This window comes from Eubacterium sp. OM08-24 (assembly GCF_003438075.1).
GTDB lineage: Bacteria > Bacillota > Clostridia > Oscillospirales > Acutalibacteraceae > Ruminococcoides.
In genome coordinates this window covers 77,740-89,408 of the sequence record NZ_QSTA01000001.1, presented here as the reverse complement: position 1 = coordinate 89,408, position 11,669 = coordinate 77,740, and the positions used below count along the sequence as shown (strand labels likewise).

General features: G+C 41.1%; 13 protein-coding genes. 1 reads left to right on the top strand and 12 read right to left on the bottom strand.

The window, feature by feature from the left end; all coding sequences use genetic code 11:
- Positions 1 to 10: 10 nt before the first annotated feature.
- Genes DXC23_RS00465 through DXC23_RS00430 form a run of 8 tightly spaced genes read right to left on the bottom strand, consistent with a single transcriptional unit; the run spans position 11 to position 6,553 of the window.
- A complete protein-coding gene (locus tag DXC23_RS00465; RefSeq protein WP_117704257.1) occupies positions 11 to 709 on the bottom strand; it encodes a zinc metallopeptidase in 699 nt (232 codons plus the stop codon).
- Between the two features lie 25 nt (positions 710 to 734).
- The gene (fmt, locus tag DXC23_RS00460) at positions 735 to 1,652 is read right to left on the bottom strand and encodes a methionyl-tRNA formyltransferase (protein WP_117704256.1); all 918 of its coding nucleotides are present in this window, start codon (positions 1,650 to 1,652) and stop codon (positions 735 to 737) included.
- 13 nt (positions 1,653 to 1,665) lie between these two features.
- Positions 1,666 to 2,151 (bottom strand): peptide deformylase, encoded by a 486-nt coding sequence (def, locus tag DXC23_RS00455; RefSeq protein ID WP_117704255.1) that lies wholly within the window; start codon positions 2,149 to 2,151, stop codon positions 1,666 to 1,668.
- Positions 2,152 to 2,163: 12 nt separating this feature from the next.
- Positions 2,164 to 4,602 carry a primosomal protein N' gene (priA, locus tag DXC23_RS00450; RefSeq protein WP_242997361.1) on the bottom strand — a complete coding sequence of 813 codons (2,439 nt, stop codon included), beginning with the start codon at positions 4,600 to 4,602 and terminating at the stop codon, positions 2,164 to 2,166.
- The gene (gene rpoZ, locus DXC23_RS00445) at positions 4,583 to 4,798 is read right to left on the bottom strand and encodes a DNA-directed RNA polymerase subunit omega (protein ID WP_117704253.1); all 216 of its coding nucleotides are present in this window, start codon (positions 4,796 to 4,798) and stop codon (positions 4,583 to 4,585) included. The genes priA and rpoZ overlap by 20 nt, the downstream gene beginning before the upstream one ends.
- 44 nt (positions 4,799 to 4,842) lie before the next feature.
- Positions 4,843 to 5,412: a guanylate kinase gene (gene gmk / locus DXC23_RS00440; RefSeq protein WP_117704252.1), complete on the bottom strand. Its 570-nt coding sequence runs from the start codon at positions 5,410 to 5,412 to the stop codon at positions 4,843 to 4,845.
- Positions 5,402 to 5,659: a DUF370 domain-containing protein gene (locus tag DXC23_RS00435; protein WP_117704251.1), complete on the bottom strand. Its 258-nt coding sequence runs from the start codon at positions 5,657 to 5,659 to the stop codon at positions 5,402 to 5,404. The genes gmk and DXC23_RS00435 overlap by 11 nt, the downstream gene beginning before the upstream one ends.
- Positions 5,660 to 5,668: 9 nt before the next feature.
- The gene (locus tag DXC23_RS00430) at positions 5,669 to 6,553 is read right to left on the bottom strand and encodes a YicC/YloC family endoribonuclease (RefSeq protein WP_117704250.1); all 885 of its coding nucleotides are present in this window, start codon (positions 6,551 to 6,553) and stop codon (positions 5,669 to 5,671) included.
- 204 nt (positions 6,554 to 6,757) lie between these two features.
- Here DXC23_RS00430 and DXC23_RS00425 point away from each other — a divergent pair, with 204 nt between their 5' ends.
- Positions 6,758 to 7,495, top strand: a complete 738-nt coding sequence (locus DXC23_RS00425) for a YebC/PmpR family DNA-binding transcriptional regulator (RefSeq protein WP_117704249.1) — start codon at positions 6,758 to 6,760, stop codon at positions 7,493 to 7,495.
- 1 nt (position 7,496) lies between these two features.
- Here the strand turns inward: DXC23_RS00425 and DXC23_RS00420 are convergent, their stop codons facing one another.
- The 4 genes from DXC23_RS00420 to raiA form a co-directional block, all read right to left on the bottom strand.
- Positions 7,497 to 8,855, bottom strand: coding sequence for a dockerin type I repeat-containing protein (locus DXC23_RS00420; protein WP_117704248.1), 1,359 nt, complete (start codon positions 8,853 to 8,855; stop codon positions 7,497 to 7,499).
- Positions 8,856 to 8,943: 88 nt separating this feature from the next.
- Positions 8,944 to 9,822 (bottom strand): DUF5640 domain-containing protein, encoded by an 879-nt coding sequence (locus DXC23_RS00415; protein ID WP_117704247.1) that lies wholly within the window; start codon positions 9,820 to 9,822, stop codon positions 8,944 to 8,946.
- Between the two features lie 77 nt (positions 9,823 to 9,899).
- Complete coding sequence (locus DXC23_RS00410; protein ID WP_117704246.1) at positions 9,900 to 11,012, bottom strand: class I SAM-dependent RNA methyltransferase; 1,113 nt, start codon at positions 11,010 to 11,012, stop codon at positions 9,900 to 9,902.
- Between the two features lie 111 nt (positions 11,013 to 11,123).
- Positions 11,124 to 11,657 (bottom strand): ribosome-associated translation inhibitor RaiA, encoded by a 534-nt coding sequence (gene raiA, locus DXC23_RS00405; RefSeq protein WP_117705035.1) that lies wholly within the window; start codon positions 11,655 to 11,657, stop codon positions 11,124 to 11,126.
- Positions 11,658 to 11,669: the final 12 nt, after the last annotated feature.

Below are 11,669 nucleotides of genomic sequence, written 5' to 3'. Positions count from 1 at the left end.
ATCTCTTTTCTTATCTTCTTCTGTTATTCGCTATTATAAGCAATCTTAAAAGCTGTAAAATAGCGGTAAGCGCAGATGCAACATAAGTCATTGCCGCTGCCTGCAAAGTGCGCTTTGCGCCTGTGTACTCCTCGCCGTAAAGCAGGTTGCCGTTTCTGATTGTTTCAAGCGCTCTTTTAGATGCGTTGAACTCAACAGGCAAAGTTGCAATGGTAAAAAGTACAGAAAATCCAAACAAAGCAATACCTATATAAAGCATAATAAATCCGATTTTTGCCGAAAAGCAAAGTCCGATAATAATTAAAAACCAGCTTAATTTTGAGCCGATATTTGCCATAGGAAGAATTGCCGAGCGAATTTTGTTTGGCAAATAGTTTTGTGCGTGCTGTACGGCGTGACCTGCCTCGTGACAAGCTACACCTACCGCCGCAACGGTTGTTGCATTATAAACGCTGTCCGAAAGTCTTATAACATTTGTTCTCGGATCAAAGTGGTCAGTAAGGTTTCCTGCAACCCTTTCAATGCGCACACCGTAAACACCGTTTTGCCTCAGCACAAACTCGGCTGCCTGTGCGCCCGTCATATTTCTTGAATTTCTCATCTGAGAATATTTGGAAAATGTGGAAGAAACATTAATCTGACATATAAGCGAAATGATTACGCAAGGAAGAATAAACACAACATATGTCCAGTCAAAACCATAAAACATAAAAATTCTCCTTTATATCCCTATATCAGTTAAAGCTGTCACCGATATTTAATTTATGACCTGCAAGAAAAGCTGCCGACGGCATACGCTTTTTGCCCTCGGGCTGCAGCTCAATAATCTCTACCGAACCGCTGCCGCAAGCCACAATAAGCGGCTTTGTGCTGATTATTGTGCCCGCTTTTCCGCTTTTTTCGCATACCTTTGTGGAATAAATTTTAAGTCTTTTGCCACCGCACTCTGCCGTTGCAATAGGCCATGGGTTTAAACCACGCACCTTGTTATGCACTTCACTTGCCGATTTTGTAAAATCAATCGGGCAAAGCGACTTGTCAATCTTTGAAGTATGCGTTGCCTTGCTCTCGTCCTGCTTTACAGGTGTAATCCCGCCGTTTTCAAGCATTTCAAGAGTTTTTATAATTAATTCTCCGCCGAGAATACTAAGTCTGTCAAAAAGCTCTCCCGAAGTTTCGTTCTCTCCGATTTCGGTTTCAACAGTAGTGAGAATGTCGCCTGTGTCAAGCCCCTCTGACATCTGCATAGCGGTCACGCCTGTAACCTTGTCGCCGTTCAAAACCGACTGCTGAATCGGCGCTGCACCTCTGTACTTAGGCAAAAGCGAGCCATGAATATTAATACAGCCGTATTTTGCGCTTTCAAGCACTGCTTTCGGCAAAATTTTTCCGTAAGCGGCAACTACGATTACATCGGGATTATATTTTTTAATAATTTCAAGCGGCTCATCGGATTTAAAGGTTGTCGGCTGATAAACAGGAATATTAAGCTCCTGCGCACAAACCTTTACATCCGGAGGAGTAAGCACCATTTTTCTGCCCCTTGGCTTGTCGGGCTGAGTAAAAACAGCCTGTACTGTGTGCTTGCTTTCATACAATTTTTTGAGTGCGGGCACTGCAAAATCGGGAGTGCCCATATAAATTATATTCATAATTAATCCTCAATCAACCAAACATTTCTTCGTATTCTTCGGGAGTAAGCATTTTGCTTGCTTTCTGCTTGAAAAGAATACCGTCAAGGTGGTCAAGCTCATGGCAAAAAGCTCTTGCGAGCAATTCGTCGCCTTCTACGGTAAATTCGTTGCCATGTCTGTCAAAAGCCTTTACCTTAACATGGTTAGGGCGCTTTGTAATTCCCCATTCGCCTGGGCAGGATAAACAACCCTCAAGACCCTCCTGCTCTCCGCTTGTTTCAACAATAACAGGGTTTACAAGCTCGATAACCTGATTTTGTTCTTTACTTACATCAATAACAACAACTCGGCGGATAACACCAACCTGCGGAGCGGCAAGACCGACACCGCCCGAATCGTGTAAAGTTTCTATCATATCATCTATAAGCTGTGCAAGTCTGTCATCAAATTTAACAACCTGACGGCAGTTTTTTGTGAGAACGCTGTCGCCCTCTTTAACAATTTGCCTAATAGCCATATTCACACTTCCTTAACATACAAGGGCGTTCATATCGGCATAAACCGACACGCCCGAAAACTCCTTATCCTTGCCAAACTCGCAAATTATCTTTGAAAGCAGGGCACGAAATTCGGAATTGTTTTTACATTTAATAATAATTTTATATCTGTATTTATTACTTATTTTTACCACCAGTGCAGGAGTGGGACCTAATATACGCAGTGGCATATTCGGATAATTTTTCTTTGCCTCATCTGTGAAAAGGTGCAAAAATTTTCTTGCGCCGTTCAAAGTAACCTCTCTGTTCTGCGACACAAAACCAACAAGGCATATATCGGCAAAAGGCGGATAAAGCATTGCTTTGCGAACCTTTATTTCATTTGAAAAGAAAGCATTGTAGTCCTGCCTTGCCGCCATTGAAATTATAAGGTTGTCGGGAGTAAATGTCTGTATAACAGCCATTCCCTTGTCGTTGCCTCTGCCACTTCTGCCAACCACCTGTGTGAGCAGTGAAAATGAGCGCTCATAGCTGCGGTAATCGTCGGCATAAAGCATATGGTCGGCATTGAGCACACCAACCAAGGTTACATTTGGAAAATCAAGTCCCTTGGCAACCATCTGCGTGCCAACAAGAATATCGTATTTACCGTTGGCAAAAGCACTTATCATTTTTTCGTAAGAGGATTTAGACGAGGTTGCGTCTGTATCCATTCTTAAAATTCTTGCCTCCGGGAAAATATCAGAAATATCCTTTTCTGCTCTCTGCGTGCCTGTTCCGCCAAAGGTCAGCCTGTGGCTGTGGCATACGGGACATTCGTCCGAATATGGTACAGAATATCCGCAGTAGTGGCACATAAGCCTGTTATTTGCACTGTGGTAAGTAAGTGAAATTGAGCAGTTTGGGCAGGTAACTGCCTCGCCACACGCCCGACAGGTTACAAAGGTATTGTAGCCTCGGCGGTTGAGTAAAAGTATCGACTGCTTTTTATGCTCAATATTATATGCAATGTTTTGTAAAAGAACATCTGAAAAACCGCTTGTATTGCCGTTTTTGAGTTCTTCCCCCATATCCGCAACAATAACCTCCGGCAATACGGCTTTTCCGTATCGTGCGGTAAGGGTATTGAGCGAATATCTGCCTGTCTGTGCATAGTAGTAGGTTTCCACACTCGGTGTAGCCGAGCTAAGCACAAGCAATGCATTATTGTACGAACAGCGGAATTTTGCAATCTCTCTTGCGTGGTAGCGTGGAGAGCTTTCGGATTTGTAGCTGTATTCCTGCTCCTCGTCCATTATAATGAGTCCTACTTTGTCAAACGGGGCAAACACCGCACTTCTTGTACCTATTACAATCTGTGCTGCGCCCTGCTTAACTCGTTTGTACTCGTCAAGTCTTTCTCCAAGTGAAAGTGCACTGTGAAAAACAGCGATTTTGTCGCCAAATCGCTTTGCGAACTGTGACACAAACTGCGGAGTAAGTGAGATTTCGGGCACCATTACTATAATGCCCTTGCCGTCATCAATTACCCTCTCAATCAGCTTTATAAACACGCTTGTTTTGCCCGAACCTGTTACGCCGTACAACAGGCTTACGCTTGCAAACGGCGAATCATATTCATTGTAGAGCGAATCGCAGGCTGACTGCTGTTCCTCTGAAAGTACAATTTCTTTTAAAGAATTATCTTTCTGTCTGCTGTCAATTCTGAATACCTCTTCGTCAAAAAAGTAAATCAAACCTTTTTTGCAAAGTGCGTCTACAACAGCATTTGTAACACCTGTAAAATAGCAAACCTCTTTTACGGAAATTGCGCCCGACATTTCAATAAGTTCAAACACATTTTTCTGCTTTTCGGTAAGTTTTACTCCCGATATATCTGCATTGGGAGTAACCGCTGCCATTTTCATCACGGCATCATTTACCCTGCGAAAAATTTCGTCCGACTTATAAAGCACACCTTTTTGCACAAGAAGTTCAAAAGGCTCAGCTGAGCTGTAACCGAAAGCGTCAAGCAACACTTCGCTTTTTACAGCCTTTCGCTTAGAAAAGAGGTAATTATAAATTCTCTGTTCCTCATCGGTTAATTCCTCAAAGGAAAATTCGCTTTCATCTTTTGCACCGTACATAGTAGTAACCTTGTAGTTAATACCTGCCGGCAGCATTGTTTTTACTGCCTCATAGTAGGTGCAAAAATAATGTGACTTCATAAAAGCGGCTGTTTTAAGCATTTCATCGTTTAAAACAGGCTCATCATCAAGAACAGAAATAATCGACTTTAAGCCTTTGATTTCTCCCTGATGAACAGCGGTGATTATCCCCTGCCTTTTATGGTTTCCTCTGCCAAAAGGCACAAGAACACGCACTCCCGCAACCGCTTTGTCAAGCATTGAATCGGGAATTGCGTAGTCAAAAGCCTTGTCAAAGGAATATGCTGCTTTTTCAACAGCAATCTCAGCTATTTGGGAGCTCATCATCGTCAGGCTCTAAAATGCCAATCTCGTGATTTTTGATTTCATCAATAGCAATGAGAACAGGCTTATCGTCTGTAACCTCGCCGCTCTCCTCCTGCTCTGCTGTAATCTCTCTTGCTCTCTTTGCAACACCTACAACGAGGGCATACTTGCTCTGCTTACCTGCGAATAATTCATCAACATTAACCTTATGCATAATTAATCTCCTATCGTTTTTAATATATTCTCCGAATTTATCGGTTATTTACTTTCTTTTTTAAGAATATCAAGAATTTCGTTTACTGCTGTGTCGAGGTCATCGTTTACAACATTGTACTTATATCTGTTTTTAAATGAAATTTCTCTTTCAGCCTCACCGAGTCGCTTATTTATGGTTTCTTCGTCCTCTGTGCCTCTGCGGTGAAGTCTGCGTGAAAGCGACTCCATAGATGGCGGCAGAATAAAAATACTTAGCACATCGGGATATTTTTCAAGAATTTGAAGTCCGCCCTGAACCTCAATCTCAAGAAATACATCGTAACCCTCGCCGAGCAAATCCTCTACCTGTTTTTTGGGAGTGCCGTAGTAATTATCACAATACTTGGCATATTCAAGAAAGCCGTCATTTTTGATTAGCTCCTCAAATTGCTCCTTGGTAATAAAGTTGTAGTGCACTCCGTCAATTTCGCCCTCTCGTGGCGCTCTTGTGGTATTTGATACCGAAAGGCGGATATTAGGGTTTCGCTTTAAAAGCTCAGCCATAATAGTGCCCTTGCCCACACCCGAAGAACCTGTGTAAAGCACTAACTTGCCCTTAGATTTACTGTTCATCCTTTTGTTCCTCACTTTCAGCGGTTCTGTTATGAATAGCCTCCGCAGATATTGCCGACAGCACAAGATGATCGTCCTCCATAACAAGCACTGCCTTGCATTTTCTTCCGCAGGTGGCGTCTACAAGCATTCCCTTGGATTTTGCGTCCTGCACAATTCGTTTAACAGGTGCCGCATCGGGAGCGACAACCGCAATAAGTTTATCAGAATTTACAAGATTACCAAACCCTATATTGATAAGTTTCATAACTTCTCCTTACTCAATATTCTGAATCTGCTCACGCATTTTTTCAATTTCGCTCTTGATTTTTACGACCTTATGCGCAATCTCGGCATCCTGAACCTTTGAGCCGATTGTGTTCGCCTCTCTGTTCATCTCCTGAATAATAAAGTCGATTTCTCTGCCGATTGGAGTTTGCGACTCCATAATCTTTGAAAGCTGCGCAAAGTGACTTCTCAGTCTTACGGTTTCCTCTGCAACCGCTACCTTATCGGCAAATACCGCAACCTCTGTGAGCACTCTCTGCTCGTCAATATTAATATTGTAATCAAGCAAAGTCTTATTGATTCTGTCGAGCAAGCGTTCCTCGTACTCTTTTACAGTCTGCGGCGAACGCTCCTCAATCTCTTCAACGGTAGCAAGAATAACCTCTGCTCTGCCGAGAATATCGGCTTTCATCTTCTCGCCCTCTGCCTCACGCATTGCAATAAATCCGTCTATCGCAGTATTAGCCGCCTCAAGAACATCTGCCGTAATCTCTTCTTCGTCCTCCTGCGCCTTTGACACTGTGTAAACATCGGGAAATCTTGAAATCGCCGTAACTGTAACATCGTTTTCAATTCCATAGGTTTCGGCAATTTCTTTCATAGCATTAATATAGCCCGAAACAAGCGAATGATTGATTTTAACCTCGGCAGGTGTGTCCTCTGCTGTACCTACCGTTACAAACATATCAATCTTACCACGAGATACTCTGGAATTTACTAAAGCCTTGAGCTTATCGTCAAGAAAGCCGTAACCCTTTGGAGTTCTGCAGGAAAATTCAAAAAAGCGGTGGTTTACGCTTTTGATTTCAACACTGATTTCTCTTCCATGCAAAACAGTTCGGCATCTGCCAAAGCCTGTCATTGATTTTATCATTGGTAAACTTCCTTTCACATCAAATATTTTATCAAAACTTCACCAAAAGTCTGTGTTCGTTTTATTTTACATACATTATACCACAATATAGTGATATAGCAATGGAGTTATTACAAAACTGTAATAACTTTTTTAGTTTACATAAGATATAAGTATATGCTATACTAATAAGGATGTAGTATTTTATTATAAAGGAATGATTTTATGTCAGGACATAACAAATGGAGTACCATTAAGCAGAAAAAAGGTAAAAACGATGCAGCAAGAGCAAAGGTATTTACCAAAATCGGCAGAGAGCTTATCGTTGCAATTCGTGAGGGCGGCAGTGCTGATCCAAGTGTAAACTCAAAGCTCAAAGATTGCATTGCTAAGGCAAAGGCTAACAATGTACCTAACGATAACATTGAGCGTATTATCAAAAAGGCTGCAAGCGGCGGCGATACAGCTAACTACGAGGCTGTTACATACGAGGGATACGGCCCTAACGGTGTAGCTGTAATTGTAGAGGCTCTTACAGACAACCGTAACAGAACAGCAGGTGAAGTAAGACATTACTTTGATAAGTTCGGCGGTAATATGGGTACTCAGGGTTGCGTAAGCTTTATGTTTACAAAGAAAGGCGTACTTGTAATTGAGCGTGAAGACCTTGATAAGGACGAAGACACTGTTATGAGCGACGCACTTGAGTATGGCGCATCTGATTTTGAGGCTGACGAAGATGTATTTACAATTTACACCGAGCCTGAAGATTTCAGCGCAGTAAGAGATGACCTTGAAAAAGCAGGTTACACATTCGTTTCTGCAGAACTCGAAATGGTACCGAGCACATACACAAAGCTTGAGGATGAGGAGTCTATAACAAAGATGCAGAAAATGCTCGATATGTTTGAGGACAACGATGACATCCAGAATGTATGGCACAACTGGGAAATGGAAGACTGATTTAGTTTTTCTGAGCAATCAGTACCAAATCTTTATTATCAACAGAGCCGTCGAGGTTATAATCGGCGGCTTTTTTGTATGCTCCGAAAAGTTCGTTTTCGTTAATCAAACTTTTCATTATCGCCTTGCTGTCATTGGAATTAATCTCGCCCGTACCTGTTACATCACCCAATATAACAACAGTATATCTCCTGTCTTTTGTAGTAACGACCGAACCTGTTTTTAATTTGCCGCTTAATTTATTGCCGTTTTTATCTGTTACGGAAATAATTTGAGGGCACGATTTTTTAAGCTGAGCCGCTGTTTTGCCTATATCTACATTGCTAAGGTAGCCGTCATCAGTAAACGCATAATTACTGCTGCCCGCACTTTTGCTTCCGGCAGGCTTAACGGTCGGATTTGTTTTGGGCTGAGTTTCGACAATATTTGAATTTGGTTTTTCACTCTGAAAATCCGTATTGCTAAGTATTATTGCCGAATTATAATCTTCGGTCACTGCAACTGCTTTTTCGCACGAATAAAAAATATTATCGTATCTAAAAGCGGCATTATATTGTTCAATATAATTTTCGCCGAGCGATGAGCAATATATGGAATTTGCATTTATATAATAAATATTTTCCATACCGACAGCAAACGGTTTTGACTGCATATACATATTTGTGTATGTTGTATTTTCGTTTAAAGAATAAATATATCCTTTGTTGTCACTAATAAATCCTGCGCCGCAATTATAAATATCGTTGGTTTCACGCACCGTATTACAATATTCTACTGAAGAATTATCAAGTCTAAACACCGAGCCGTCATAGAGAAAAGCATAGACAAATCCGTTATTTATCCTAATTTCATTAACATTCTTTTCGCTGAATTTATAGTCAAAAATACGGTTGCCGTTAAAATCGTATGATACAACATAGCAATACGGCTCATCGGTTTTCATAACATAAAGCCTGCCGTTGCAAACTAAAACTGTGTTATAATTAAAATCATTCAAGCCGTCAAATTCTACATAAGTCACACTGCCGTTAATACAGTTAATGCACAAAATATGGTAATTAAAATCATCTGTCATATAAACGGCACAAACGGTTTCTTTGTCGAGCTTTGGCTCACCAACAAAACCGCCGTCTGCGGTAAAGGAATACGATTTTGCAGAAGGAATGAAAGACTGCGTATAAATAGTTTTTCCGCTGTATCCATAGGCAAAGACACCCGAATCGCTTGAATCACAGAATATTTCATCACAAGAATTAAAAGTATTAACGCTGATTTTTTCAACTGCAAATGCCGAAAAGTTAGCCGCAAAAAATATAATCATTACCGCAACAGATAAATTAATTACCCTTTTAATACTCATTCCCTCCTTGTGAATTTATAGAACTTCCCCATAAAAGGCGGATAGGCAACACCGCAAATGCAGTGTTGCCTATTTTTCAAATATTAAATTAAGCCTGATCAGGTGTAGCTACAAGCGAGCCGTCACTGTTCATTTTGTAATATCCCATACCGTTCATAACAAGTGTGTTGTTGCCGTCAAAAGCATATGGAATATCAATAGTTGTTTCTGAGTCAGCGTAGTAGGTTACAGTGATTTTCTCATTATCGTAAGTATAAACGCCCTCATATGTGATAGTGCCGTACATATCTGCAAGGAATGTGCCATCAGCGCTAAACTCATATGTTATGTCATACGAAGGAATATTCCACTTGCCTGTGAGCTTATCGTTTTTCTTAAATGTATCCGGAACTTTAAGCACCGGCTTTTTAACAGTTGCGCTCTTGAAAATATAAGGTTTTTCAACGCCCTCTACTGTAAGCTCAAATGTTCTTCCTGTAAATACATTGCCCGATATCTTATAAGAACCTGAGAATACATTACTTGAATTTACATATTTTGTACCGTTTTTATCGGTAACAGTGTATGTTGACTTCTGAGTAATTGTGCCGACCGATACGGTAATAGTTCCGTCCTTATCAAGTGTGTAGTATGTAACACCGTCGCCTGCCTCATCATGAGTGGCGCCGTTACTGTCTTCTACAAGCACCCATGTACCTACAATGCTTGAATTAAAGAATGCTGTAAATACAAAGAAAGCCGCAATAAAAGCAACCACTATTGCAGCCGCAATAATAATCGGTGTCTGAATCGACTTCTTTTTAGTTGGGGTTGTATCTTCTGTAAATACCGCTGTCGGGCCGTCCTCATCGGCATATACCGTTACATTTCCCTGAGCGTTGGCAGAGGTTTCTGCAGCATCATTATTTGTTTCTGCCGAAGTCTGAGTGTTCTCTGTTTCGGCAAAAAAATCTTTATTCTCTTCCAAAAGAATGCCTCCTAAAATAATATATCTAAATTATCATACTATATTTTTTAAAATAAATCAACAATTTCACTAAGGTTTCACTTAAAATACATATAAAGCTGGCATTTTAAAGTACCATTATACAATTTTCTTCGCTTATCGGCTTTTCTGCCAAAGATTTTTTCAAAATCATCGTCAGGTGTAATTATCGTATAGCTCTTTCCCTGCGCTCTTTTAAATTTCTCACCCATCACCTTATAAAGCTCCTCGGCTGATTTTACATCAAGCAATCTTTCGCCGTACGGAGGGTTGGTAATAACAGTCACAAAGCCATCGTTAAGCTCAAAATCCTTAATATCACGCTTGGCAAAGGTAATTTTATCGGCAACACCTGCAAGTTTTGCATTCTTTTTGGCAACCTCAAGCGCAAGCTCGTCAATATCATATCCCTCGGCATGAAAAGCGCAGTCACGCACTTCGTTGGATTTAGCGATTTCTCTCTGCTCACTCCAAACCTCTGACGGCACGCAGCTCCATTTTTCGGCGGCAAAATAACGATTAATACCGGGTGCGATTTTCATAGCTTTGAGTGCAGCCTCAATAAGAATTGTACCGCTTCCGCACATTGGGTCAACCACAAAATGATTTCCCCTCACTCTCGACAAGTCTACCATAGCGGCGGCAAGAGTTTCTTTAATAGGTGCGTCATTTGACTCGGCACGATAGCCTCGCTTATGAAGACCTGCGCCGGAGGTGTCGAGCATTACACTAACCTTATCGTTCATAATCAAGAACTGAATTTGATGGAGTGCGCCGCTTTCCTCAAGCCATGGGAGCATATATTTTTCTGAAAGCCTTGTTACCACTGCCTTTTTAATGATTTTTTGGCAGTCGGGCACGCTCATCAGCTTTGAGCTAAGGCATCTGCCTTTTACAGGGAAAGCATCGTTTACGCCGATAAAGCTCTCCCACTCAACAGCCTTTACTCCCTCAAAAAGCTCATCAAAGCTGGTTGCCTCAAACTCAGCAAGAAGTATTTGTATTCTTTCAGCGTATCTTGAATTGATATTAGCCTTAGCCATATCGGAAAAATCGCCCTCAAATGTTACCTTACCGTTGTGCGCCTCAACATTTTTTAAACCTAAAAACTTAAACTCGTTTGCGCATAGTCCCTCAAGACCAAAAATACAGGGTGCGGAAAATTTTAGCACCGATTTCACTCCTTATTCCTTAAAAAAGGGTATCGGACTAACCGATACCCTTATCAGTATTTTAATTTATATTAGCTTGTGAATTATAAATAGGCAAGCTCCATACAGGCTTTAGACTGTTGGCTCTAAAAGACCGTAATCACCGTTTTCACGCTTATAAACCACGCTAATCTCGTTTGTGTCTGCATTTTTAAACATAAAGAAATTGTGGTTTACCATATTCATTTCGAGTATTGCCTCGTCAACGGTAATAGGCTTAATAATAATCTGCTTTTTACGCACGATTTTGTAGTCATCGTCTTCAGCCTCGCTAATTTCCGGACTTAGACTTACGAAATCATCAATGCTGCTGCTCTTAATTTTCTTTTCGAGCTTAGTCTTGTTTTTGCGAATTTGGCGACCGAGAATATCGACTACTTTGTCAAGTGCGTCATTCATCTCAGGCATAGTGCTCTCGGCACGAAGAACAAGACCGTTATCTCTGATTGTAACTTCAACAGTCTGACGGTTCTTTTCGAGGGTGACAACTATGTTTACTGTGGCATTCTCAGAAAAGAGCTTTCCGAATTTGTCGAGCTTTTTTTCTGCTCTCTCTTTAAAGTTATCTCTGAGTGTTACCTTTCTTGCTGTGTAAGTGTATTTCATAATAGTGCCTCC